Genomic DNA, 23,942 nt, shown 5'->3' with positions numbered 1-23,942 from the left:
CGGCCGCGACCGACAAAAGGCGGTCGGTCGGACGCCGAGCGGTCCGGTCCGCCCCTACTCCCGCTGCCCCTCGGCGTCCCGCTCGGCGTCGATAACGTCTTCGAGGGTCTCGGTGCCGACGTCGCTGGCGACCTTGACGCCGACGAGCGACACGACGATGCCGCCGACGATGAACGCCGCGAGCTGCTGGACCGGGGTCAACGTCATCCCGTACATCGACAGCGGCTCGTGGATCGCCTCCTGCGCGAGGAAGTAGCCCGCGAACCCGCGGACGACGAGGGCGACCGCGGCGATGACGAACGGGAGGTTGAGGTACGGCGTCCGGATCCCCTCGTCGCGGATCAGCTCGTCGAGCAGCCGTCCGACGGCCGCGGTCACGCCCGCGACCGCGAACCACGGAACCGCCGCGTAGGCGAACTCCACGACCTCGACGAGCCGGGGCGATCCGGGACCAAGGTCCGAGGCGGCGAGGAAGCCGAAGAACCCGCCGACCAAGGCGAGCCCGCCCGCCACCACGTACGTCACGACGGACACCTGCCCGGCGTACAGCGCCTCGCGGACCCGCTCGGGCATCCCCGCCACGAACCGGTCGATCGCGAGTCCCTTATAAAGGAGCGCGGCGCCGAGCAGGCCGGCGACGCCCGCGATCGCCTCGCCGGCGGAGAACCAGTAGAACAGCGCGGGGACGAGCAGCAGCGCGACGCCGAACGGCACGAGTATCGTCGACCGCAGCTGCTCGTCGGCGAGGAACTGCTTGAGCAGGTAGTAGGTGGACTCGATGTCCCGGGCCTGGCGGACGACGACGCGGTCGACCGAGTCGACCGGGATCCGCGACTCGACGACCGGGAGGACCCGCTCGTCCTCGGCGGAGTCGACGACGACGATGGCGGCCCGCGGGTCGTACCGCTCCACGAGGTCGTCGAGCTGGGAGGCGATAGAGCGGTCGGCGCCCACCGCGGTGTCGCTCTCGGCGGAGACGACCGCCACGACCGACTCCTCGCGCTCGTCCCTGAGGTCGCGCGCGACGCGCAGCGACTCCAGCAGGCAGTTCACGCTGGCGTCCTCGGGGTCGTCTAACCCGGCGTCCGTGACCAGCGACCGGACGGCCTCCCAGCCGGCGACCGGCATCGGGACGTTGGTGGCGCGACCGATCGCCCCCGAGCGGTCGACGCAGATGACCAGCGTCGTCACGTGTCGACCCACACCGCGACCGGACAAAAATCCTCCCCGTCGACCGCCGCGCGCGGGTCGGCCCCCGCGGCCCCTCTCCCGCCCGTTACGGAAGTGTGAGGAGAAAGCCCCGTGCTTTAGCGCGGGGATGAATCCGACAGTCGATGACACGAACCACCGACCATATCGCGCCCGATATTCCACCAGATACATAATGATGGCACGTCTAATTACAGATGTAATGGTCACGGTGGCTGTCACCGCCAAGTTCCACAATCCATCCCTCTCACGACGGAAAGAGTGGCAACGCGCCTCTCGTCTCTACCGTGATACCAAACAGTTCTGTATTGACGGATGGGAGAACGGCGACTTCGGGAAGTCCGTGACCACGTCCAGCATCAACAACGACCTCTACTCGGCTATTCAGAACCAAGCCATCCGAGAGGCGAAATCCGACCACAGCAAGGACGGGGAGGTTCGCTACCGAGAAAGTCAACCGTTCGCCATCAACAACCAGAACTGGGAAATCGACACGACTGAGAACGGCACGGTCGTCGTCGGCTTCCCGTGCGTCTCTCAATGGTGGTACACTCCGATTGAGGTGTACGACGATATTGCCGACCCCGTAGCCCGACTTGTCGAAGGTGACGCCGACAAGACTCGTCTACAGGTCTACCGCCGTGGCGACGACTGGTACTGTACGTTCAACGTCGAATACGACGCCGACGCGTCGGGTGAGACGCCTATCGGTGTCGATATTGGTGAACGGCATATCCTCGCTGTGACCGCCTACGGTGAGGACGAATCAATGCTGGTGTCTGGTGGTGAGGCGAAGTACGTTCGACGCAAATATCGTTCCCTACGCGATTCGCTCTCGGAAGCGGGTGCGCTTCGCGCACGTAACCGTGTAGGTGACAAAGAACAGCGTCGAATCGCGGACTTGAACCACAAACTCTCCCGTCGGCTCATCACGTTCGCGGAACAGTTCGAGAATCCCGTCATCCGGATGGAAGACCTCAAAGGTATCCGCGAGAACAGCTCATGGTCAGGTGTTCACTCGTGGCATTTCCACCAACTCCAACAATTCATCACGTACAAAGCTGAACGCGCTGGGATTCGTGTTGAACAGGTCGATGCGTACCATACCAGCCAGCGGTGTTCAGCGTGTGGTTCGATGGGAACCCGTGATGGCGACCACTTTTCGTGTTCGGAGTGCGGTCGAGGACGCCACGCAGACCTGAACGCTTCAGAGAACATCGCACAACGGGAGGGAGAACCATGTACGGCGTAGCAGTTCGGCTGACGCGAACCGTACTACCTCGCTGGTTGAATAGCCAGCCGTCTTCGACGCTCGCTGTATGCGGGGAGGAAGGCCCCATTGACAGGGCTGTACGCGCTGGAAAGCACACCGTTGGTCACAACTCGGTGGCGACCGTTGACGGCCCACGCGAAAGCGTCCTTGAGGCCCGAGGAAACGCGCAACCTGAATATCCACTTTGTGGAATCCTCGCGCTTTAGCGCGGGGAGGATGTCAACGGAACTCCACGTCGATGTCGCCGCCGTCGTCGACGAAGGCGTCCGAGACCCCGCTCCCGGCCGCGAACGCGACGCGCTCGGCGCCGATGCCGAGCCGCTCCGCGAGCCCGCGTTCCGGGGTGAACTCGCGGACTTCCGGCTCGGCGCCGAGCAGGTCGGCGAGCCGGTCCTCGACGTCGTCCTCGGTGCCGAGGTCGTCGACGAGCCCCATCTCCGCGGCGTCCTCGCCGAGGTACACGCGCGCCTCGGTGTCCCGGATCTCTTCCGGGTCCATGTCGCGCCCCTCGCTCACGGTCTCGACGAACTGCTCGTAGTAGCCGTCGATGATCCCCTGGAGGTACTCCCGTTCGTCCTCCTCGATCTCCTTCAGCGGGACGCCGGCGTCCTTGTACTCGCCCGCCGTGAACTGCTCGTAGGAGATGCCGAGCTTGTCCGCCAGTCCCTTGGCGTTCGGCCGGGACCCGACGACGCCGATGGAGCCGACGAGGCTCGCGTCGCGCGCCCACAGCTCGTCGCAGCCGCTCGCGATCCAGTAGCCGCCGGACGCGCACAGGTCGGTCGCGTACGCCACGGTCGGCCCGTCGAACTCGGCGGCGGCCCGCCGGATGTCGTCGCTCGGGACGACCTCGCCGCCGGGCGTGTTGAGCTCGACGAGCAGCGCCTCGACGTCTTCGTCCTCGTCGGCCGCCTCGATCTGCTCGACCACGTCGTCGGCGGTCGCGCCGCCCGGTCCCGACAGCGGCGAGGGTCGCCCCTGGTTCCGCCGGATCGGCCCCGAGACAGTCACCTTCGCGGTGTTGTACTCGTCGGCGTCACCGAACCGCCCGCCGGTGAGCCGCCCGAGGAGCGCGTGGCCCGCGATCGTCGTCGCCGCGCCGACTGCGGCGGCCGCGAGCAACCCCTTCCGTCCGTCCGTCGAGGCGTCGTTCATACCGACGGTTGGCGGCGCACGCGTTTATAAGCTGTCGTGGGCGGCGCCGCCGATCGCGGGCGGGAGCGCCGGCGGCTCGTCGCGGTCGACGAGCGCGTCGCTGTCGACCGTGGAAAACCGCAGAAAACCGCGTCGGAACCGGGGGACTCGACCGACTTACAGGAGGCCGGTCTTCTGGAGCTTCATCAGGTCCTCGGTGTCGAGCGTCTCGCCCTCCTTGAACTTCTGATAGATCTCCTCGGCCTCTTCCTTCTCCTCTTCGCGCTTCTCGGCGCGCTCGTCCTGCCGCTCCTCCTCCTCCTTCTTGTCGAGCTCGCGCAGGCGCTTCTGGACGCGGACGAAGTCCTCGTGGTGGCGGTCGGCCGCCTCCTGGGCCTCGACGAAGAGCTCGTGCATCTCGTCGGCCTCGTCGCGGATGTCGTCGGCCTCGCGGTAGGCCTCGATCATCTGGTTGTGATGTTCCTGGGCCTTGTCCGCGAGCTCCGTCACCTTCTGGTGGTGCTGGGACGCCTCGGAGCGGACCTCCTCGGCCTCCTCGACGAGCTCGTCGAGCTCGCTCGTGTCGTCGACCTTCTCTTTCTTCTCGGCGAGCTTCTCGCGTTTGTCGTCGATCTTCTCGATCAGCTCGCGCTCGTCCTCCGCGTCGAGCACCTCGGTCTGCTGGCGGAACTCGAGGTCCTCGATCTCCTCTTCGAGCTCCTCGATGGACTTCCCGGAGCCGAGCTCGAGGTCCTGTTTGAGCTCCTCGACCTCGTCGAACAGCTCGTTGGCCTCGGCGTTGAGCTCGTTGCGCTTGTCCTTGTGCTCTTGGACCTGCTCGTTGAGCTCGTCGCGCTTCTCGCGGTGTTCCTGGGCCTCGTCGACCTTCTCGCGCGTCTTCGCGTTGAGGTCGTCGCGCTCGGAGGCGCGCTCGGACGCCATCTGGTTCAGCTCGTTGCGTCGGTCTCGCAGCTGGCCGGCGCGTTTGATGAGCTGGCCCTTGGAGCCGTTCTCCAGGTCGTCCTCAGAAAGGTCCACGTTGTCCGCCTCGTCCATCGGTTCCACGTCGTACTGCTCGATGACTTCTTCTTTCGTTACCATTTGTTATCTCTCCATCACCGCTCCGGCGATAGCGGACGCTCGCTGTGGTGCGTCGGGCCGTCTGCAAGAACTCCCGTTCATTTCAGCGTGCGATTCCACCAGCGCCAGAGGCGTTCTGGTACCAGCAACTACCAACGGGCGATACATAAATACTTCGGTGATTTTCGTGCGTACCGGTGCCACGGAGCGTGTACCCGGCGATTTCCGTGGTTACGGTTCACACGGTCGTCGGCCGCGGCCCGCCTCCCTCGCCGTCCGTCGTCACGCTCCGTCCTCCTCCCCGACCGCGTACGAGAGGACGACCCCGTCGTCGAGCCGCTCCGTTCCCGTGAGCGTCAGGTCGGGAAACCCCTCGGTGAATCCGGCGCCGTCCGCCAGCGTGGGCGCGTCGCGGCCGCCGATCACGAGCGAGCCGACGTAGACGTGGAGCTCGTCCACGACGCCGGCATCGAAACAGGAGAAGATCACCTCGCCGCCCCCTTCGACCATCAGTCGGTCGATGCCGCGGTCGGCGAGCCGATCGAGCCCCTCGGCGACGTCGACGCGCTCCTCGCCGGCCACGATCACCTCTGCGCCGGCGTCGGCGAGCGCCTCGCGCCGCTCCCGGTCGGTCGCGGCCGAGACGAGCAGGTACGTCGTCGCCGCGTCGTCGAGGATCCGGGCGTCGGTCGGCGTCCGCCCGGTGGAGTCGACCACGACGCGGGCGGGGTCGCCCGGTCGGCCGTTCCGCAGGCGCTCGACGCGGCGGTCCTCCTCGTCGAGCGTGAGGTGCGGGTCGTCCGCGAGGACGGTCCCGACCCCGACCAGTACCGCGTCCGCGGCCGCCCGGACGCGGTCGACCCGGTCGAAATCCTCGGGCCCGGAGATCCGGAGCTGCTCCCGGCGGCGGGTGGCGAGCTTCCCGTCGACGCTCTGGGCCGCGTTGACGACCACGTGCATACGCGAGGGTCGTCCGGACGCGGAATGGTCGTTTCGGTCGGGGAGGCCGCTGCGACCGTTGGCCGTGGAGGCCGCCGCGACCCAAAGCGTATCCGACGCGGGACCGAAGCGGGCGCGTCATGAGAACGTCGACGATCGTCGTCCTGATCGGCGCGCTCCTGTTCGTCCTGCCGCTCCCGGGGACGTTCGTTCTCGGCGCGCTGGTCGTGCTCGCGGGACTCGCCGCCCGCCTGTTCGGGCTCTGACCCGACACCGTTTAGCTCCGGCCGACCGAGCGACCACCCGTGTCCGACCCAACCGCACACCACGTCGGGGTCACCGTCGCCGACCTCGACCGGGCCGTCGAGTTTTACACAACGACGTTCGACCTCGACGTCGTCGCCGAGTTCTCGGTCGGCGGCGACGCCTTCGCCGAGGCGGTCGGCGTCGAGGGCGCCGCGGCCGAGTTCGCGCACCTCGACGCCGGCGACGCGGTCGTCGAACTCGTCGCGTACGACCCGGACGTCGACCCCAGCGACGAGCCCGAGCTCAACCGCCCCGGCGCGACTCACCTCGGCCTCGCCGTCGACGACGTCGAGGCGTTCTACGCCGACCTCGCGGACGACGTGGAGACGCTGAGCCCGCCACGAACGACCGAGAGCGGGACGACGGTGCTGTTCGTTCGGGACCCGGAGGGGAACGTAAACTACCCTACCCTACTCCCTCGGCGCTCCGCGCCTCGGTCCTTGAGGGTAGGGCTTTGATGTGGACTCCCGGCAATCAGTCGCCAGCAAGAGGCTGGTGACTCTCACCGTTCAACGTCCCACCATTCACACGCACGTCTACTTGTGCGTCTCCGCTCCCCGACTTGGGCGAGGAACGGAGTTTGTGTTGCCGCTTCCGAGCGTACCGCACGCCAATATTCTTTGCAGCGTTGTAATCCGCGTTCACTTCATACCCACACTTCTGGCACTCGAACTGTTCGCCGTGGCGGTTGCCGTCGTGTGTAAAGCCACAGTCCGTCCGAGAACAGCGTTGAGATGTGTGGTTCGGCTCGACTTGCTCCACGGAGACCCCCTGTTCAGGGGCTTTGTAGGAGACGTACTCAAACAGGCGTCGGAACGCCCAAACGTGGTGCCACTTCGCGTCCGGAAGCCGCTCTCGAATGTCACTCAAGTCCTCGAACGCGATTACGTCGCAGTCGTGTTCGACGGCTTCCGAGACGAGTTCGTTGGCGATGGTGTGGATGTACTGTTTGCGCCAAGCTTCTTCGCGCTTCCCGAGGCGAAGCAGGGCCTTGTGTGCGGCCTGCGTGCCGCGCCGTTGTATCTCGCCACGTCGCTTCTCGAACTCACGACACCAGTGGTCGTAGTCGTCCCCCTGCCAAAACGTGCCGGTTGAGGACACAGCGAGGCTGTTGACGCCGAGGTCGATACCGAGGACCGTTTGGTCGGAGTGCCCGGCATCTTCCGAAACCTCATCGTCACCGTCTGTCCGCCGCGTCGAAATGTTGAGGTAGAACTCGTCAGTGGCCGCGTCGTACCGAAGCGTACTCTCGCGGAACTCGTAGTCCTCCGAGAGTACGTACCGCTCGTAGGGCGTCGGACTGTCTGCCGGGAGAACAAACGAGGGTTCGACTCGGCCCTCAACAGTTGCCAGTGACACCTTGTTCCGGTAGAAGGTCGCGCTCCGCGTGTCGTAGTCCATCGTTTCGGCGGTGAACGTCGGTTGAGAGACGCGCTGTCCCTTTTTCCACCGTTCAACACACGCTTTGACGGCTTCGACAGCGCGTTTGATAGCGGCTTGGACAAGTTGGGCCTGTAGGTCCGTCTCCTCTCGAAGGTCGGCGTAGAGCGCGTCGCGAACCTCTCGCTTGTTGGTCTTACACTGGGTGTAGGAGGTGTCGGACCAACAGTAGTCGGCGGTTCGTTTCGCGCAGTACAGATATTGTTCGGCGGTTCGGTGGAGTACGTCGCGTTGCTCGTCGGAAACAGCGAGTTTCACGACGGCGGTTCGACGCACGCCCATAGTTTCAGAGAGTATCCAACGGTATTTATATTCTTGGGAGTCAGTCGGTCGCTGTGTGGCGGTTGTGTCGTCCCATGTCGGTTTCCTCCCCGACCTACTCGCTCACTCCGTTCGCTCCTTGAGGCCGGGGGCTCCACCTCGAAAATGCTGAGGCGGGCGTCGGACCGTGGGGCGACCGGACCGCGGCCGATCGCTACCGTCTGCCCGCCTCGCGCAACACGAGCAGCGACAGCGGCAGGCTCGCGACCACGAGCCCGTACGCGCCGCCGAGGATCGGCTCGACGCCGAACTCGGGCGCGAGCAGGTAGCCGGCGGCGAACCCGATCGGGTCGCAGACGACCGCGACGAGGATCAGCTGTGCCTGAAACGAGAGGGCCTCGAACCACGCGAGGAGGGCCATGCGCGACCCGTCGCACGTCAGTCAAATAAAACTTCGAGAACCGTCGCCGTGACGGGGGCGCCGCGACCTCACTTCACCTTCGTCCCGGGTGCGGCGTCCTCGTAGGTGGTGAGGAGGTCGGCCTCCTCGCCGGCCGCGAGGACCATCCCGTTCGACTCGACGCCGAACAGCTCCGCCTTCTCCATGTTCGCGAGGACGATCACCTTCGTGTCGGGGAGGTCGTCGACGTCGTGGAGCTGTTTCAGGCCCGCGACGATCGTCCGGGTCTCCGCACCCAGATCGACGGTGAGCTTCACGAGGTCGTCGGCGCCCTCGATCCCCTCCGCCTCCTCGATCCGGCCCACGCGGATGTCCAGTTCCTGGAAGTCGTCGAAGCTGATGCGGTCGTCGCTGAGGGGTTCGATGTCGGTCATGTCGGTGTCGTCGGTGGTATCGGTTTCGTCGTCGTTCTCGTCGTCGTCGCTTTCGTCTCCCTCGTCGCCGTCGTCGCTCTCCGACTCGGCGACGCGCGCTTCGAGCTTCTCGTTCAGGTCCTCGACGCGCTCGTCTTCGACCTGCTCGAACAGCTCGGTCGGCTCGCCGAGGTCGCCGGCGGGCCCTTCGCGAGCGGCCTCGACGGTGGCGTCGTGGACGGAGCCGGGCTCGCCGAGCTGGTCCCAGAGCCGCTCGCTCTTTTCCGGGGCCAGCGGCTCGAAGAGGACGGCGATCGCCTTCGCGAGCGCGACGCAGTCGTAGATGACCTGTTCCGCTTCCGCGGGCTCCTCGTCGACGAGCTTCCACGGCTCGTTGCGTTGGATGTACTCGTTGCCGTATCGCGCGAGGTCGGTGACGGCGTCGCCCAGCGCGCGGACGGAGTAGTCGTTGACCGCGGCCGCGAACTCCTCGACCGCCTCGTCGATCCGCGCCGCCACCTCGTCGCTCGGGGCGTCGGCGTCGGGGCCGTCCTCGTAGTTGCGGTGGGCGAAAAGCAGGGAGCGGTAGAGGAAGTTGCCGACGGTGCCCACCAGCTCGGTGTTGACGCGCTCGGCGAACTTCTCCCACGAGAAGTCCACGTCCTGCTGGAACCCGCCGTTGGTCGCGAGGTAGTAGCGGAGCGGGTCGGGGTGGAACCCTTCGTCGAGGTACTCGTCCGCCCAGACCGCGCGGTCGCGGCTGGTCGAGAACCCCTTGCCGTCGAGCGTGACGAAGCCGCTCGCCATCACCGCGCGCGGCTCGGCGTGGTCGGTCGCCTCCAACATCGCGGGCCAGAATATCGTGTGGTGCTGGATGATGTCGCGGCCAATCACGTGGACGACCTCGCCGCCCTCCGGGTGCTCGTCGCTGACGCCCTCCTTCCAGGCGGCCTCCCAGTCGAAGGCGTCGGCGCCGACGCGCTCGGAGTACTGCTTCGTCGAGGAGATGTACTCGATCGGGGCGTCGACCCAGACGTAGAGGACGAGGTCCTGGGAGTCGGCGGCTTCGCCGCCTTCCCGAGGCGACTCCGTCGCCTCGCCGCCCGGCATGTCGATCCCCCAGTCCATGTCGCGGGTGATACACCAGTCCTGGAGCCCCTGTTCGATCCACTCGCGGGGCTGGTTGCGGGCGTTCGAGGTGCCCTCCAGCCGGTCGAGGAAGTCGGAGAGGTAGTCGGCGAACTCCGAGACCGCGAAGAACTTGTGGGTGCGCTCGCGGTACTCCGCGGGGTTACCGGTGATCGTCGACTCGGGATCCTCGACCTCGCCGGGTTCGAGGTGGCGCTGGCACCCCTCGTCGCACTCGTCGCCGCGGGCGTGCGCGCCGCAGTACGGGCAGGTCCCCTCGACGTAGCGGTCGGGGAGGTACTGGTCGTCGACGGGGTCGTACGCGACCATGATCTCCTTCTCGTAGAGGTGGCCCGCCTCGTCGAGGTCGCGGACGAGCTGCTGGGTGATCTCGGTGTTCGTCTCGTCGTGGGTGTGGCCGTAGTTGTCGAAGTCGACGTTGAACTTCGGGAACGTCTCGGCGTAGCGCTCGTGCCAGTCGAGCGCGAACTTCTCGGGGGAGACGCCCTCCTGCTCGGCGTTGACCGCGACCGGCGTCCCGTGCATGTCGGAGCCGGAGACGAACGCGGTCCGTTGGCCGAGTCGTTCGAGCGCGCGGCTGTACACGTCGCCGCCGACGTAGGTGCGGAGGTGACCGATGTGGAGGTCGCCGTTGGCGTACGGCAGTCCACAGGTCACCACCGCGGGCCGGTCGGTGGGGAAGTCGTCGTGGCTCATGTGGTGTGTGTGTCGTGTGTCGGTCGATCGGGTCTAAAGCCCGCTGGTTCGGGGCCGACGCAGCTCGCGCGGTCCACGGGAGAGCCGCGGTCCGCGAGGCGGTCGACGGCCCGGGCGCTGCGGAGAGGCGACGGGATTCGCCGCCGCGGCGCCGTCGACCGCGTTACCGGCCGCCGGCGACGCGACGGGTCCGCCCGCCGCAAAAGGGGCGCATCCGCATCCCAAGCCGTCGAGACGGTGTCACACCGCTTCGTTCGCGCGGTTCGGTCTAAAAAGCGTCGCCCGAGGGGCGGTCGGTTCGCAGCGGGCCGCGGGCGGCCCGCGCCGGCTCACAGCAGCTCGCGAACGACCCGCGCGGCCTCGGCAGCGGTCGGCGCGAGGACGTACACGATCGGCTCGACGCCGACGGCGCCGGTCTGGTACAGGACGAGCGTCTCCGTCTCCGCGTCGGCGGGGAGGTCGGCGGCCGCGACCGCGTCGGCGACCGCCTCGCGGGTCGGCCGCTCGGCGTCGAACTCGACGGTCGGGCGGTCGGCGGCGAGCGCCTCGACCGTTTCCGGGTCGTACCGGAGGTTCACCGCGCCGCGGACGTCGGCGCCCGCCTCGCGCGCGGCGAGCAGCACCGTCGCGACGTGTTCGCTCACGCCGAACTCCGGCTCGCCGGGCACCATCGCCCGGCCCTTCACGTCGACGAGTCGACCGGGGACCGCGGCGACGTCGTCGACGGTGGCCGCGTCGGCGGTACACTCCGCGACGTTGGCGCCGACGTTCGGGATGAGCCCGGCGAAGCCGGAGGCGTTCGTCAGGGTCCGGAGCCCGCGACGGACCGAGGTGAGGACGCGCTCGCGCTCGCGGAGGCCGCTGTCCGGGTCGTGGACCGAGAACTCCACGTCGGCGTCGGCGAGCGCGGGCATCGCCGCCTCGTGGAGGTCCGCGAGGAGGTCTCCCTCCTCTAACTGGCGGATCAGCACCTCGATCTCGACGAGCGCGGCCACGGGCGTGAGGTCGCCGCTCGCGAGCCCCTCGCCCACGCGCTCGACGAGGTCGCGCACGCGCTCGTCTTCGACGATGTCCTCGTGTCTCGCCACGTCGCCGGCGGCGTATTTCGAGACCGCGGACTGCGAGATGCCGAGGGCGTCGGCGACCTCGGACTGCGTGAACCCGCGGTCGCGGAGGTCCTCCGCGAGCATCGAGCGGACGGTCGGCAGGAACTCATCGACGACGACCTCCTCGATGAACTTCATCGCTCTTCGCCCTCCGGGTTCCCCGACCGGTCGGCTGCGTCGCCGCCCTCGCCCTCTTTGCCCGCGAACTCGGGGTCGTCGCCGATCCGCGACGCCTGCGGGCCGTCCTGGTTCTGGTACTTCGAGCCGCGCTCGGCGCCGTACGGGCGCTCGGCGGGCCGTTTCAGCTCCGTGAAGGTGAGCTGCGAGACGCGCATGCCGGGCGAGAGCGCGACGGGAGCGGTGCCGAGATTCGAGAGTTCGAGCGTGATCTGTCCTTCGTACCCCGGATCGCACAGGCCGGCCGTGGCGTGAACCACGATCGCGAGCCGGCCGAGCGAGGAGCGCCCCTCGACGTGGGCGACGAGGTCGTCCGGGATCGCGACGCGCTCCGCGGTGGTCCCGAGGACGAAGTCGCCGGGGTGGAGGATGAACTCGTCGCCCTCATCGACAGTCGTCTCCGTCACGTACTCGCTCACCTCGCCCGCGTCGGTCGGGTGGATGCAGGGGATGTTGGTGCGCTGGAACTCCAAGAACCGCTCGCCCAGCCGCAGGTCCACGCTGGCGGGCTGGACCTGCTGGTCGACGTCGTCGAGCGGCTCGATCGCGAGGTCGCCCTCGGCGAGCCGGTCGAGGATGTCGGCGTCGGAGAGGATCATACCGGGAGGGGGAGCGCCGGCGCTTAAAAACTCCCGAATCCGCAGCCGCGGCGAGCGCGGCGGGACGTTCCGGGGCGCTTCAGACCGCCGCGAGCAGCAGCGCGACGACCGCGAAGACCGTCGCCACGCCCGCCGCGCTCCCGCGGTCGAGGTCGTGTTCTGCCTCTAACCCGCCGACGACCACGACCCACTGGACCGCGATCCCGACCGCGGACGCGACGAGCAGCGGCCCCGTCGCGCTCGTGACCGCGGCGACGATCTCGTTCGAGAGCGCCTCGAACGTCTCCCCCGAGATCGCCGCGTTCGAGAGCGCGTACCAGATCGCGGCGAGCCCGGCGGCGAGCCGGAGCAGCTCGACGCCGATCGCCCACCCCGCGATCACGAAGGAGTCGCCGACCGAGCCGGAGCCGCCGGCGACGCGCGCGCCGACGTGGAGCGCGACCGCGAACAGCGCCCACCAGAGCGGCACGCCGAGCAGCCCGTAGTGGAGGTAGCCGGTCGCGGCGTCGCGTAGTTCCTCCCCCGCGTCGACCTCGATCCGCTCCGGCTCGTCGCACTCCTCGGCGAACACGGAGTCGGAGTCGTCGCCGAACGTCTCGCAGGTCGGCTCCGGGGGGCGATCCGGGTTGTCGACGGTGATCTGCCGGTCGACCGTCGCGTCGAAGACGGCTCCGAGCGCGAGGATTCCGACGCTGGTGCCGATCGTGACGACGACGACCATCGCGACCGCAACCCCGCCGGCCCGGGGGGAGCCGAAGGCGTCGCGAACGCGGTCGAGGGCGCTACCGGGAAGGCTCGCGAGAGCGGCGAGCGGGGAGGGCATAGTCGGCCGATCTCCCTCGACGGACAAGTGCTTTACCGCCCGGCTCGCGGCCGCGGGTCGGCGCCTCGGCGGACCTCCTCACTCCCGGTCGAACTCCGGCTCCCGTTCCGCGTCGGTCTCCGGTTCCGCGTCGCCTCCTTTCGCCTCGCTCGGGGCGGTCTCGTCCGCGTCGTCGTCGCTCGCGGCGGCCTTCCGGGCGCGGTCGGCCGCCAGCTCGCGGTCGATGTCGTCCTCGACGTACCCGGTCGACTCGACGGTGACGACGTTGCCGCCGCCGGGGTCGACCACCATCACCTCCTCGCCCTCGTCGATCTCGCCGTCCATCGACCGGGCGGAGTAGTGGGGATTGAACCCGCCGCCGGCGAGCTTCACCTCGCCGCCCGTGGGCGTCACCCGCTCCGTCACCGTCCCCGTCTTCCCCTTCAGCGAGTCGCTGTCGCTGGTCTGTTGCTGCCCTTTCCCGCCGTAGAGGTCGAACTCGTGGTAGCCGTAGAAGGCGGCGGCGCCGAAGACGAGCGTGAGGAGGGCCATGATGGCGACCAGCCCGGCGCCGGCGACGACGGACGAGAGGAGGAGCCCGCCGAGTCCCGCGCCGATGAGCGCGATGCCGACGACGATGAAGTTCGCCCCCGGGGCGAGCGCCTCCGCCATCGAGAGCAGCAGCCCCGCGGTCAGAAGCAGGAGCGGGAGGGTGTCCGGCGAGAGGAGCCCGGACTGTGCGAGCGCGTTCATGTTCGGTCCTACGGCCGCGGCCTGATAAGTGGTGCGCGGCCGCGGCGTCGGTCGAGCGGCCGTCCCCGCCCGGTTCGCGCCCGACCGGCGGCGACCTGACTCAGAACCCGAGCAGCAGGACGCCGACCGTGAGCGCGACCCCGAGGACGACGAAGACCGCGTGTTCGAGGGTGACGTCGCCCGGCTCTATCGGCTCGTCCGCGGGCGTGGCGGTGTCTTCCGTGACCCCGTCGGGCCCGACGTCGTCGACCGCGAAGCGCCACTCGCGCTCGTCGTCCGCGCTCTCGTCGCCGGCGTCGTTGGCCCGGCTCCGCTCGCCGAACTCCGCCGACTCCGGGGAGTCGGCCGAGTCACCGTCGCGGGCGTCGCCGCCGGATTCGTCGCTCATGGCCGGACGTACGCGGCTCCGTAATAAATGGCTGGCGGGCGCGGGCGGTCGGGTCGGGAGGAGCGGTCAGATCGCTGGGGTGGTTGGGTTGGGCGCGGGACGGGTCGGCGGCCCCAGTTCGGTGGATCGACCTACCGCTCGCGAGCCGCCCGGAGGACGTCGCCGTCGTAGACGACGCCGCGCTCGCCGTCGACGGTCACCGTGGTTCCGTCCGCGACGGACTCGGGCAGGCGGGCGCCCGAGACCATCGGGACGCCGAGTTCGCGGGCGACGACGGCGGGGTAGCCGGTCATCCCCTCGCGGGCGTCGATGACCCCGGCGATCCGGTCGAGGTCGCCGGAGAACTCCCCGTCGAAGTCGGGGCCGAGCGCGACGACGGCGCCGTCCGGCAGCGCGTCGAGGTCGCCGTCCGCGGTCCGGTGGACGGGGGCGGCGACGCGACCGGCGACGACCGCCTTCCCGGTCACGAGCGTCTCGGCGGCGACGTGGACCTTCAGCGTGTTCGTCGTGTTCGTCCCCTCGAACTCGGTGAGCATGCCGGAGAGAACCACGAGGGTGTCGCCGGACCTGGCGCCGCCGCGGTCGAGCGCGGCCTCGACCGCGTTGTCGAGGATCCCCTCCATGTCGTCGGCGTACTCGGTTAAGACGGGGCGGACGCCCCACGAGAGCGCGAGCTGACGGCGGACGCGGTCGTTCGGCGTCGTCGCGACGACCGGGACGCCCGGCCGGAACATGGCGGTCTTGCGCGCGGTGAAGCCGGACTCGGAGACGGCGACGACCGTCGAGGCGCCGATGTCGCGCGCGAGGTAGCGCGCCGACCGCGCCAGCGCCTCCGTGCGCGACCCCTCCTCCGCGGTCGGGACGCGCTGCTCGCGCGTCTCCGCGTACTCGTCGCTGGCCTCGACCTGCCGGACGATCCGGTCCATCGTCTCGACGACGTTGACGGGGTCGTCGCCGACCGCGGTCTCGCCGGAGAGCATGACGGCGTCGGTGCCGTCGAGGACGGCGTTGGCCACGTCGGAGGCCTCGGCGCGGGTCGGCCGCCGCGAGGTGACCATCGAGTCGAGCATCTCCGTCGCGGTGATGACGGGGACGCCCTCGTTGACGCAGGTCCGGATGATCCGCTTTTGAATCACCGGTACGTCCTCTAAGGGGCACTCGACGCCGAGGTCGCCGCGGGCGACCATCACGCCGTCGGCGGCGTCGACGATCCCCTCTAAGTTCTCGACCGCGCCGGCGCGCTCGATCTTCGCGACGATCGGGATGTCGTCGCCGCCGCGGACCTCCAGCTCGTCGGCGATCTCGTACACGTCGTCGGCGTTCCGGACGAACGAAGCCGCGACGAAGTCGGCGTCCGTCCGGGCCGCGAGGTCGAGTTCCGCCTCGTCCTCGGGGGTGATCAGGTCCACGTCGATGGCGACGCCGGGGAGGTTCACGCCCTTCCGGGAGCCGAGCTTCCCGCCGGAGACGACCGTCGCGACGACGGACTCGCCCTCGACGCGCTCGACGCGGCACTCGATCCGACCGTCGTCCAGCAGGATCGTGTCGCCCGGTCCCGCGGCCCCGATCGAGTGGGTGAGGCCGACGCGCTCGGGCGTCGCGTCGTCTCCCTCGGCGAAGGTGACCTCCGAGCCCTTCGCGAGCGAGATCGGCTCGTCGATCTCGGCGGTCCGGACCTCCGGGCCCTTCAGGTCGACCATCACCGCGAGCGGGTCGTCGATCTCGTCGTCGACCTCGCGGGCGCGTTCGATCACCGTCTCCCGGTGGTCGGTCGTTCCGTGGCTGGCGTTGAGCCGGACGACGGACATCCCCGCGTCGGCGAGGCCGCGGATCGTGTCCCGGTCGTCCGAGGCGGGACCGATCGTACAGACGATCTTGGCGTTTCGCATGTCGCCGGGTTCGACGTAGCGCCGGAAAAAGGCACCCGGTTGCGTCGCTCCCGAGTAAACGTTCGTGAAGAACGGTCCCGACGCGGTTCTCCGACTCGGAGTACGGCGACCACTTATAAATCGATACGCGGTCGGCGCGTGCCTGCGAGCGGCCGGTAGGCCGCGAGCCAGCACGCGCGAGGGACGCCGCGAACGCCCGAAGGGCGTGAGCGGCGAGGCTGGGGAGGTGTGAGGCTGCTGTGCGGGGCGGTGGGGGTGGGACTCAAAGGGGCAGTCGCGAGGCCGCCGTAGGCGACGTAAGCACCGGAACGAGGGAGCGAACGAAGTGAGCGACCGAGTGAGGAGCGCAGCGAGCGTACGGCGGCCTCGCGACTGGGGCTTTGGAGGGGTTCGCCGTCGATCCACAGTTGACCGAGTATAGCCGAGCGGCTGGGGCTTTGGAGGAGTTTGCCGTTGATCTAAGTCGACGATTTATAAATAAGAGTCAGAGGCGTTGGAGGGGGCCGTCCTCGAAGCGTCAGCGGTGGTTTATCAGTCGTCCGCGGGGGCGGGCCCGCTCCCGACCGACAGCTCGACCTCGGGCGCGTCGACGCCGAGTTCGTCCAGCGCGGTCTGGGCGGCGCGCTTCCCCGACACCAACATCGCGCCGAACGTGGGACCCATCCGCGGGAGGCCGTGGGCGGTCGCGACCGCCATCCCGGAGGCGATCAGGCCGTCGTGGACGACGCCGGTGTGCTCGACGACGGCGTCCTCGCTCTCGCCGACCCACATCGAGTCGTGGCCGGGCGAGTCGTGGCCGGGGGCGCCGTACTCGCCGTCGCCGGTCTGGTCCATCCCGGTGTTATTCTCCTTGGCGTGTTCGATGCCGGGCGCCGAGAGGACGCCGCGCTCGTCGAGCTTGCTGATCGCGACGGCGTCGTGGCCGGTCGCGTCGATGACGAGGTCGGACTCGACCGCGATCGGGTCGACGCAGGTGATCTCGCGCGGGAGCGCGTGGACGGGCGTCCAGTTCATCACGATCCCGCCGACCTCGTGGTCGTCGCGGACGACGAGGTCGGTGAACTCCGTCATGTTCTGGACGCGCGCGCCGGCGTCGCAGGCCGCCTTGATCAGCCCGGAGCAGGCCTCCGGCCCGGCCGCGGTGTAGAGCCCGTCGACGTCCCCGACCGGCTCGTAGTCGACGTCGAGATCGTCGAGGATCTCCTGGGCGGGATCCCGAACTGTCACCGTGTTCATGAGGAATCCCCCGAGCCAGAACCCGCCGCCGAGGTAGTTGTTCTTCTCGACGATCATCACCTTCACGCCGCGCTCGGCCAGCTCCTTCGCGGCCATCAGCCCGGAGGGACCGCCGCCGAGGACGATCACCTCTGAATCCGTGAAATCGAGGAACCCGTCCGTCCACTCGGTGCCGATGGCTCTCGTTACGTCCGTCTCGCTCACGTCCGCGAAGCCGTCGAATCCCTTCATACAACTTGGTAGTATTACTTGGTTGTGATAGGTGTTACGGTGAAGCTGTGGGAGGTCGTGTCAGGGTCCACTTCGCACATTTATAAGTAACCGAAACGGGAGCCCCGGCGAACACCGCCAACGCCCCAGTCGCTCGGTGATATACGCACGCTACCGACACGAACACCGCCAAAGCCCCAGTCGCGAGGACTCGATGCGCTCGCTGCGCGCTTCGGTCGCTCGCTACGCTCGCTCCCTCCAGTGCTTGCGTCGCGCGTCTTCGTCCTCGCGACTGCCCCTTTGAGTCCCGCCCCGCACCGCACAGCGACCGCACCTCACGCCTCCCCAGCCTCGCGGTTCGCTCCGGGCTCCCTCCGGTCGCCCGTCGCTCACCGCTCCCTCGCGCGTGCTGCTCGGCCGCAGAGCGGCCTCGCAGGCACGCGCCACCGCCGCGTCCAGTTGTCTGCTTATCGTCGCGCGTGCCTTCCCGACCGCCGCAACTCGCAGCCTTTTTACCTACGCTGGCGGTAGAAGTGGCTACTATGGCTGAGGACAAGGCTCGAAGCACCGGCAGCGCGGGCCGATTCGGCGCTCGCTACGGCCGGGTCTCCCGCAAGCGGGTCCAGGACATCGAAGCGGAGATGCGCAACGCGACCGTCGACGGCGACGACGTCAAGCGCGTGGGTACCGGCATTTGGGTCAACGAGGAGACCGGCGAGACGTTCACGGGCGGTGCGTACCGCCCCGAGACGCCCGGCGGTCGCACCGTCCGCCGCTCCATCCGCGCCGCGCTCGCCGACGAGGAATAGGACGATGAGCTACAAGTGCTCCCGCTGTAAGCGCGACGTCACCCTCGACGAGTACGGCGGCGTGCGCTGCCCGTACTGCGGCCACCGCGTCCTCCTGAAGGAGCGCGGCGGCGACATCAAGGAAGTCGACGTCGAGTAAGCGACCCCCTCCATTTCGGACCGTGACGGCGACGCGCGCACACGAGACGGTCCTCTCTTTCAGTTACCCTACCGAGCGACGCGCCCGCGTCGTGGCCGCCGCGCTCGGCCCCGAGGTCGGCGAGATCGACGACGCCCGGTCGAGCGCGACCGTCGACCGCGAGGGCGACGCGGTCCGCGTCCGCGTGCTCGCCGACGACCTCGTGGCGCTGCGCGCCGGCGTCAACAGCTGGTCACGGCTGGTCTCCGTCGCCGAGGGCGTCGGCGCGGGACGCGATTGAGGCTCATCGGATACGCCGATACCGCGCCCTCTCGGCCCGCTGCGCTCCGAATAGTCCGTCGTCCGAGAAGTAAGGGGTTTTTCCGTCCGGGCCGCCTCGGTCCGCCCATGCAAGGGAACATGCCGCCCGAGGCACAGGAGAAGATCGAGGAACTGCAGGAGCTTCAGGAGACCGCACAGCAGGTCGCCGAGCAGAAGGAGCAGGCGCAGTCCGCGCTCAACGAGTCGAAGACCGCCCTCGACGCGCTCGAAGACGTCGACGAGGACGCGGGGATGTACCGCGAGATCGGCGAGGTCCTCGTCGAGACGGACTACGAGTCCGCCTACGACGACCTCGAGGAGAAGGTCGACTCGCTCGAGGTCCGCGTCGAGCAGCTCGAGAAGCAGGAGGAGCGCGTCGAGGAGCAGTTCGACGACCTCCAGAGCGAGCTCCAGCAGATGCTCCAGGGCGGCGCGGGCGGCGGCGGCGGCCCGATGGGACCGGGCGGCCCGGGCGCCGGCGGCGCGTAAGGCCGTGACCGACGACGGAACCGACGATTCAGAGGCCAACGACGGTGCGGACGACGCCGCGGACGCCGCGGACGCCGCCGCGGAGCCGAGCGACGACGAGGTCGTTCGCACCGCCGCCGAGGCGGCCGAGGGAATCGTGTTCAAACACTACGACCAGTCGACGGTCACGGACCTCGACGTCACCGTCACGTTCGAGGAGGGCGTCCTCGACGTGGACGTCTACCTCAACGCGCCCGAGGACGCGGAGCCCGACCGCGAGGCGGTCGCGCAGGAGGCGGTCGAGACCGCGGGCGAGGCCGTCGACGAGCTGTTCGCCGAGTAGGCCGCGCGCCCGACTTTCAGGCGGCGCGTCCGTCCGTCACGCGGCGCGCCCGTCCGTCAGCCGGGCGGCACACCCGTTTTTCCGGAGTCGATGTCGGACCCGAGGAGCCACTTCTGCCGCTAGGCGCAGCTGCTCTCCTCCTCTCGTAGTAAACTATTAATAATGACATTGAGTACAGTTGCCACATGTCATCTCGTACCGGCGGTACCACGGCGTTCGACCGGCTCCGGGCGCGCTTCGACGGCCGACCGCACGCCTGCGAGGAGTGTGGGTTCGTCGACGAGGAGAGCGAGTGGGCGGCCGCGACGACGGGCGCGACCGTCGAGTACCGCCACGAGTGCCCCGGCTGTGGCGACACCACGGTTCGGCGGTACCGGCTCTGAGACGGGGGCGCGAGACCGATACCGATGTACGACGCGATCCTGTGCCCGACCGACGGGAGCGCCGGGAGCGCCGCCGCCATCGAGCAGGCCTGCGGCCTCGCCGCGCTGACGGGCGCCCGGATCCACGCGCTGTTCGTCGTCGACGAGGGTATCGCCGGCGCCGACGAGTGGGATCTAGTCGTCGAACGCGAGGAGGAGCGCGGCGAGCGAGCCCTCGACGCGGTCGCGGAGGCGGCCGCGGAGCGGGGCGTCGAAGCTGAGCTCCACCTCCGTCGCGGTCGCCCGCACGAGGAGATACTCGACGCCGCGACTGACTACGGGGCCGACCTGATCGTGATGGGGACCCACGGCCGCACCGGGATCGGCCGCTTCGTCACGGCGGGCTCGGTCGCCGAGCGGGTCGTGCGACACAGCGAACTCCCGGTGTTGACGGCGCACATCGGAGAATAGTCTCGGATCCCTGCCGCGCTAGTCGTCCGCCTCCTCCCGACGCCCCTACGCCGACTCGCAGATCGCGACGAAGTTCTCGAAGACCTCCTCGCCGCGCTCCGTGTGGGCGACCTCGGGGTGCCACTGGACGCCGTACAGCCCCGCGTCCGGGTTCGACATCGCCTCGATGCCGCAGACGTCGGAGGTGGCGGTGCGGGCGAACCCGTCCGGCAGTTCAGTCACCTCGTCGGCGTGCGAGGCCCAGACGCGCGTCTCGGGCGCGAGCGAACCGACGAGCGGGTCCGCGTCGTCGGTTATCTCGACGTCGACGTCGGCGTAGCCGCCGTAGTCGCCCGCGCCGACCGCGCCGTCGAGCTCGCTCGCGATCAGCTGCATCCCGAGGCAGATGCCGAGGACGGGAATGTCGCGGTCGAGGTAGTCCGGGGCGTTGCCGACGCGGTCCATGTCCGGGCCGCCCGAGAGGACGACGCCGTCCGCGTCGACCTCGTCGGCCGGCGTGTCCGCGGAGATGATCTCGGTGTCGACGCCGAGGTCGCGGAGCGCCCGCCGTTCGAGGTGGGTGAACTGGCCGTGGAGGTCGATGACGACGATCCGGGTCATGCCTTCGGTTGCGGGCTGTCGCACAAAAACGGCTCGGAACGTTTCGCAGTATCGTGGTGGTTTCGGCCGGCGAACGGCCGCGGTAGTACACGAACGCGGATCGATCCGGGCCGGAGACCGCTCACAGGTCAAGCGGACCGCTTTTCGTGAACTCGCGGAGCAGCACGGTCGCGTACGAACCGCTCGGGAGCGCGAACGCGAAGCACGGGTCGCCGCCCGCGAACGTCACGTCGAGGTCGGTACGGAGGAGGATCGCCCGCCGCGTCCCCTTGGAGTCGAACTCGCCGGGGAGCGCGAAGTCGCCCGGCTCGATCCCGGCGTCGGCGAGGACCTCCCGCTCGATCTCGCCCGGCTCGCCGTCGCCGAGCTCCGTCTCGGTGCCGACGAGCGGCGCGGTGACGAACGCCCGCCCGCGCTCGCAGTGCCGGGAGACCACGTCGACCCGGTCGGCGTCGACCCGCTGGAGCCGGTCCGTGTCCGGCGCGTACAGCTCCTCGGGCGCGTCGCCGTCGGCGAAACACACCACATCGCCGGCGACGGGGCGGTCGAACGGGAGCCCGCGGCGCAGTCGCTCGCTCACGACCCGGTTGAAGAGGGACGACTGCGCGGCGTTGACGAACAGCCGCTGGAGGTTCGAGGGCACCGCCTCTAAGGCGTGCCACCAGTCCTCGTCGTCCGGCGGCGCGGCCGGGTCGACGCCGCGGTCGGCGAGCCGGTGGACCATCGACCGCTCGAACCGGAGCTTGCCGGGGATCGCGTCGAGGCAGGCGGCCCAGTCGCCGTCGCCCGTGCCGTCGGCGGCGGGACCCGACTCCCCGCCGACGCCGAACGCCGCGTCGACGCGGTCGCGCGCGGCCCGGGTGTCGTCGGGCTCCGTCTCGGCCGGGTTGCCGGCGTACAGCCGGACCGCCTCGCGGGGGTCGCGCCGGGCGATCGCGAGCCCCACGAGGTGCGTCACCGGCCGCCGGCTGCCGAACCGCTGCTGGCCGAAGTAGTTCGGGACGCCGACGGTCGCTTCGATCGGAACGTCGCCCTCACCGTCGGGAGGGGCCTCTCCGTCGCCCGCGAACGCGCGGAGGTCCCGCACCGCGTCGGTGACGCGTTCGGGGGCGTCGTCGACCGCGTCCGTGACCCGGATCTCGAAGGCGTTGCCCGCGAGGTCGCCGAACGAGAGGCTCCGCCCCGCCCGGCCGAGCGCCTCGATCTCGGCGCCGCGGATCTCGGGGAGTTCGTCGGCGTCGACCCCGCGGACCGTGAACAGCTGGGTGGTGACCGCGCGCTTGTCCTTCGTCCCGGCCCACGAGACGCGCTCGCGGCTGATCCCGAGCGCGTCCGAGAGCCGGCGCGCGAAGTCGTTCGTGTCCCAGTCGCGGAGCGTCGCCCGGAGGACGAGCTCGGGGTAACTTCCGGGGTCGGCGTCGAGCGGTTCCGCGTCGAACGCCTCCAGCTCGCGGACGCGGAAGTCCTCGGGCGACTCGCGGAGCCGGCCGCCGATCCCGTCGGCGTCGCTCACGTAGTGATCGATGCCGACCGCCTGCTCGGTCGGGTGCGCCTCGCGAAGGGTGCGTTCGACGGCCATTAATACAGCGAGAGGTCGCCGGTCACGCGGTCGACACTGTCGTCACGGGCGGGCCCGACCGCGAGCGCGGTGACGGTGCCGGGCTCCAGCTGCGTGTGGCCGGCGTCGCGGACGATGGCGTAGGGAAGCCCCTCCTTGTCGGCCTTGTCGGCCAGCTCGAACAGCTGGCTCTCGGAGTCGCCCTTCAGCACGACCTTCTTCTGCCCCTCGCCCTGCCACTTCTTGCGGGCGCGCTTGCCCGCGTCCTGGTACGCGGACAGCGACGCGTGCGCGACCTGCGCGGCGAGCTTCCCCTCGCCCATGCCGATGTCCGTCCGGGCGACGATGGCCTGTTTCATACCGTCTCCACCGCCGCCGCGGGTTTAGCGCTTTTCTCTCCGCCGCCGAGTCGCGGGGCTCGTCGTCGCCAGTCGAAAAAGAAAGAAGCCGGAACCGAAAGCGTCCTCAGTCGTCGGCGGGCGCCGCGCCGCTGCGCGAGGCCGAGCCGAGGCCGGAGGCCATGTCGGCGACGGTCCGCTCGTTGTTGACGACCCAGCGCAGCAGGAGGAACGCGAAGAGGTACTTCGCGACGATGTCCATCCCGCTGTACGCCCACGAGGTGATCGCGATGTCCAGCACCGCGATCCCCTCCGCCCCGAGCGCCCAGAAGATCGGGTAGCCGAGCCAGAGGACCACGGTGAGCACCTTCAGCGTGTTGAAGATGTCCGCGGTGCCGGCGACCTCCGCGTCCTTCGCCCACTCGGCGAGCAGGATGTAGAGGACGACGACGAAGAACGCGCAGCTGATGGCGTACCAGACCCACCGCAACAGGAGGGAGGACGTGGTCAGCGCGGCCGCGAGCCCGGTGATACACATCCCGACGTCGGCCACCACGGCGGTGAACAGCTTGCTCAGGTTCGACCCGGCGAGCAGGCCGAGCGCGACGAGGATCATCGGCGTCGAGAACGCCCACGTGAGGTATCGGCCCCACGGGGTGAACACGCCGCCCTCCGGCCCGGCGCCCGCGCCGGCGAGCGCGTGTCCCGCCGGCATCTCGAGGAAGCTGACGGTGAGTCCGGAGACGAGCCCCGTGTAACTGGAGATGGACACCAGCGGTACCATCAGGGTTGCGACGAAGATGAGTTGCGCGCGCGGGTCCTCCACGTTCCGTCCCATATAGACGAACAGGAGGATCGACAGGCCCGCGAGGGCGATGTTTACCCAGAGCGACGCGCTCAACAGCGTGTTGCTCTGAATGAACTGGAATATCTCTGTCTGGGTCATTTCGAGCGGGACTGTTCCGCTTGCGAGTAAGTCAGCCGCTGCTGTTTCGATCATGCGACAGTGCTAATCACGTGGCGTATTTATTAAATGTACTAACCTTACTGGTAAGGTTTTCTAACCGTTTTTGATCTCGCGACCTGTTTTTCGA

The 23,942-nt window shown here is 68.9% G+C and carries 28 protein-coding genes; 10 read left to right on the top strand and 18 right to left on the bottom strand.

From position 1 onward, the window contains the following. Positions 1–54: 54 nt before the first annotated feature. A complete protein-coding gene (locus tag J7656_RS12980) occupies positions 55–1,191 on the bottom strand; it encodes a DUF373 family protein (RefSeq protein WP_017342488.1) in 1,137 nt (378 codons plus the stop codon). Positions 1,192–1,411: 220 nt separating this feature from the next. Between J7656_RS12980 and J7656_RS12975 the strand changes: the two genes are divergently transcribed. Further along, positions 1,412–2,461 carry an RNA-guided endonuclease InsQ/TnpB family protein gene (locus tag J7656_RS12975; protein ID WP_121596676.1) on the top strand — a complete coding sequence of 350 codons (1,050 nt, stop codon included), beginning with the start codon at positions 1,412–1,414 and terminating at the stop codon, positions 2,459–2,461. Between the two features lie 240 nt (positions 2,462–2,701). Here the strand turns inward: J7656_RS12975 and sppA are convergent, their stop codons facing one another. The 3 genes from sppA to J7656_RS12960 form a co-directional block, all read right to left on the bottom strand. Continuing rightward, positions 2,702–3,637 carry a signal peptide peptidase SppA gene (gene sppA / locus J7656_RS12970; RefSeq protein WP_017342489.1) on the bottom strand — a complete coding sequence of 312 codons (936 nt, stop codon included), beginning with the start codon at positions 3,635–3,637 and terminating at the stop codon, positions 2,702–2,704. Positions 3,638–3,793: 156 nt separating this feature from the next. After that, the gene (locus tag J7656_RS12965; protein WP_017342490.1) at positions 3,794–4,717 is read right to left on the bottom strand and encodes a coiled-coil protein; all 924 of its coding nucleotides are present in this window, start codon (positions 4,715–4,717) and stop codon (positions 3,794–3,796) included. A gap of 261 nt (positions 4,718–4,978) precedes the next feature. Next, entirely contained in the window at positions 4,979–5,656 is a 678-nt protein-coding gene (locus tag J7656_RS12960) for a 2,5-diamino-6-(ribosylamino)-4(3H)-pyrimidinone 5'-phosphate reductase (protein ID WP_017342491.1), read from the bottom strand. 119 nt (positions 5,657–5,775) lie between these two features. On the opposite strand from J7656_RS12960, the gene J7656_RS15120 reads away from it, so the two are divergent. Together J7656_RS15120 and J7656_RS12955 are read left to right on the top strand one after the other, a co-directional pair. Beyond that, the gene (locus J7656_RS15120) at positions 5,776–5,901 is read left to right on the top strand and encodes a hypothetical protein (protein WP_017342492.1); all 126 of its coding nucleotides are present in this window, start codon (positions 5,776–5,778) and stop codon (positions 5,899–5,901) included. Positions 5,902–5,940: 39 nt separating this feature from the next. Continuing rightward, positions 5,941–6,399: a VOC family protein gene (locus J7656_RS12955; RefSeq protein WP_017342493.1), complete on the top strand. Its 459-nt coding sequence runs from the start codon at positions 5,941–5,943 to the stop codon at positions 6,397–6,399. A gap of 16 nt (positions 6,400–6,415) precedes the next feature. Here J7656_RS12955 and J7656_RS12950 read toward each other — a convergent pair whose 3' ends face one another. The 10 genes from J7656_RS12950 to J7656_RS12905 form a co-directional block, all read right to left on the bottom strand. Beyond that, positions 6,416–7,663: an RNA-guided endonuclease InsQ/TnpB family protein gene (locus J7656_RS12950; RefSeq protein WP_017342494.1), complete on the bottom strand. Its 1,248-nt coding sequence runs from the start codon at positions 7,661–7,663 to the stop codon at positions 6,416–6,418. Between the two features lie 193 nt (positions 7,664–7,856). Further along, positions 7,857–8,063, bottom strand: a complete 207-nt coding sequence (locus tag J7656_RS12945; RefSeq protein ID WP_017342495.1) for a DUF8141 family membrane protein — start codon at positions 8,061–8,063, stop codon at positions 7,857–7,859. Positions 8,064–8,131: 68 nt separating this feature from the next. Then, complete coding sequence (metG, locus tag J7656_RS12940) at positions 8,132–10,300, bottom strand: methionine--tRNA ligase (protein WP_211553496.1); 2,169 nt, start codon at positions 10,298–10,300, stop codon at positions 8,132–8,134. Positions 10,301–10,629: 329 nt separating this feature from the next. Beyond that, entirely contained in the window at positions 10,630–11,544 is a 915-nt protein-coding gene (locus J7656_RS12935; RefSeq protein WP_211553494.1) for a thiamine-phosphate synthase family protein, read from the bottom strand. Continuing rightward, positions 11,541–12,182, bottom strand: coding sequence for a dCTP deaminase (gene dcd, locus J7656_RS12930; protein WP_017342498.1), 642 nt, complete (start codon positions 12,180–12,182; stop codon positions 11,541–11,543). The genes J7656_RS12935 and dcd overlap by 4 nt, the downstream gene beginning before the upstream one ends. 79 nt (positions 12,183–12,261) lie before the next feature. After that, positions 12,262–13,005, bottom strand: coding sequence for a YIP1 family protein (locus J7656_RS12925; RefSeq protein ID WP_017342499.1), 744 nt, complete (start codon positions 13,003–13,005; stop codon positions 12,262–12,264). Between the two features lie 78 nt (positions 13,006–13,083). Next, positions 13,084–13,737 (bottom strand): NfeD family protein, encoded by a 654-nt coding sequence (locus tag J7656_RS12920; protein WP_211553493.1) that lies wholly within the window; start codon positions 13,735–13,737, stop codon positions 13,084–13,086. A gap of 100 nt (positions 13,738–13,837) precedes the next feature. Then, a complete protein-coding gene (locus tag J7656_RS12915; protein WP_211553492.1) occupies positions 13,838–14,125 on the bottom strand; it encodes a DUF7312 domain-containing protein in 288 nt (95 codons plus the stop codon). Positions 14,126–14,256: 131 nt separating this feature from the next. After that, positions 14,257–16,014, bottom strand: a complete 1,758-nt coding sequence (pyk, locus tag J7656_RS12910) for a pyruvate kinase (protein ID WP_211553491.1) — start codon at positions 16,012–16,014, stop codon at positions 14,257–14,259. Positions 16,015–16,545: 531 nt separating this feature from the next. Beyond that, on the bottom strand, positions 16,546–17,481 hold the full coding sequence (locus J7656_RS12905; protein WP_211553490.1) for a thiazole biosynthesis protein: 936 nt from the start codon (positions 17,479–17,481) through the stop codon (positions 16,546–16,548). A gap of 521 nt (positions 17,482–18,002) precedes the next feature. Between J7656_RS12905 and J7656_RS12900 the strand changes: the two genes are divergently transcribed. The 7 genes from J7656_RS12900 to J7656_RS12870 all read left to right on the top strand — a co-directional run bounded on the left by J7656_RS12900 (position 18,003) and on the right by J7656_RS12870 (position 20,352). Next, a complete protein-coding gene (locus J7656_RS12900; protein WP_004596544.1) occupies positions 18,003–18,269 on the top strand; it encodes an eL43 family ribosomal protein in 267 nt (88 codons plus the stop codon). Positions 18,270–18,273: 4 nt separating this feature from the next. After that, on the top strand, positions 18,274–18,408 hold the full coding sequence (locus tag J7656_RS12895) for a DNA-directed RNA polymerase subunit P (RefSeq protein WP_007994536.1): 135 nt from the start codon (positions 18,274–18,276) through the stop codon (positions 18,406–18,408). Positions 18,409–18,430: 22 nt separating this feature from the next. Continuing rightward, a complete protein-coding gene (locus J7656_RS12890; RefSeq protein ID WP_008365861.1) occupies positions 18,431–18,688 on the top strand; it encodes a KEOPS complex subunit Pcc1 in 258 nt (85 codons plus the stop codon). Positions 18,689–18,807: 119 nt separating this feature from the next. Continuing rightward, positions 18,808–19,197: a prefoldin subunit beta gene (locus J7656_RS12885; RefSeq protein WP_026046168.1), complete on the top strand. Its 390-nt coding sequence runs from the start codon at positions 18,808–18,810 to the stop codon at positions 19,195–19,197. Positions 19,198–19,201: 4 nt separating this feature from the next. Then, positions 19,202–19,519 carry a DUF3194 domain-containing protein gene (locus J7656_RS12880; RefSeq protein ID WP_017342506.1) on the top strand — a complete coding sequence of 106 codons (318 nt, stop codon included), beginning with the start codon at positions 19,202–19,204 and terminating at the stop codon, positions 19,517–19,519. A 185-nt stretch (positions 19,520–19,704) separates the two neighbouring features. After that, on the top strand, positions 19,705–19,902 hold the full coding sequence (locus tag J7656_RS12875) for an HVO_0649 family zinc finger protein (protein ID WP_017342507.1): 198 nt from the start codon (positions 19,705–19,707) through the stop codon (positions 19,900–19,902). Positions 19,903–19,926: 24 nt separating this feature from the next. After that, positions 19,927–20,352, top strand: coding sequence for a universal stress protein (locus J7656_RS12870; protein ID WP_017342508.1), 426 nt, complete (start codon positions 19,927–19,929; stop codon positions 20,350–20,352). A gap of 45 nt (positions 20,353–20,397) precedes the next feature. Here the strand turns inward: J7656_RS12870 and J7656_RS12865 are convergent, their stop codons facing one another. From J7656_RS12865 to J7656_RS12850, 4 genes are all read right to left on the bottom strand, one after another. Next, positions 20,398–20,952 carry a GMP synthase subunit A gene (locus J7656_RS12865; protein ID WP_017342509.1) on the bottom strand — a complete coding sequence of 185 codons (555 nt, stop codon included), beginning with the start codon at positions 20,950–20,952 and terminating at the stop codon, positions 20,398–20,400. A gap of 121 nt (positions 20,953–21,073) precedes the next feature. Next, the gene (gene truD / locus J7656_RS12860) at positions 21,074–22,531 is read right to left on the bottom strand and encodes a tRNA pseudouridine(13) synthase TruD (protein ID WP_017342510.1); all 1,458 of its coding nucleotides are present in this window, start codon (positions 22,529–22,531) and stop codon (positions 21,074–21,076) included. Next, positions 22,531–22,869: a peptidyl-tRNA hydrolase Pth2 gene (gene pth2 / locus J7656_RS12855; protein WP_017342511.1), complete on the bottom strand. Its 339-nt coding sequence runs from the start codon at positions 22,867–22,869 to the stop codon at positions 22,531–22,533. The genes truD and pth2 overlap by 1 nt, the downstream gene beginning before the upstream one ends. Positions 22,870–22,975: 106 nt before the next feature. Next, positions 22,976–23,794 carry a bacteriorhodopsin gene (locus J7656_RS12850; protein WP_017342512.1) on the bottom strand — a complete coding sequence of 273 codons (819 nt, stop codon included), beginning with the start codon at positions 23,792–23,794 and terminating at the stop codon, positions 22,976–22,978. Positions 23,795–23,942: the final 148 nt, after the last annotated feature.

Source organism: Halorubrum ruber (assembly GCF_018228765.1).
GTDB classification, from domain to species: Archaea; Halobacteriota; Halobacteria; order Halobacteriales; family Haloferacaceae; genus Halorubrum; species Halorubrum ruber.
Note: the sequence above shows the minus strand (reverse complement) of the source record. Positions and strands in the feature narration are given on the sequence as shown.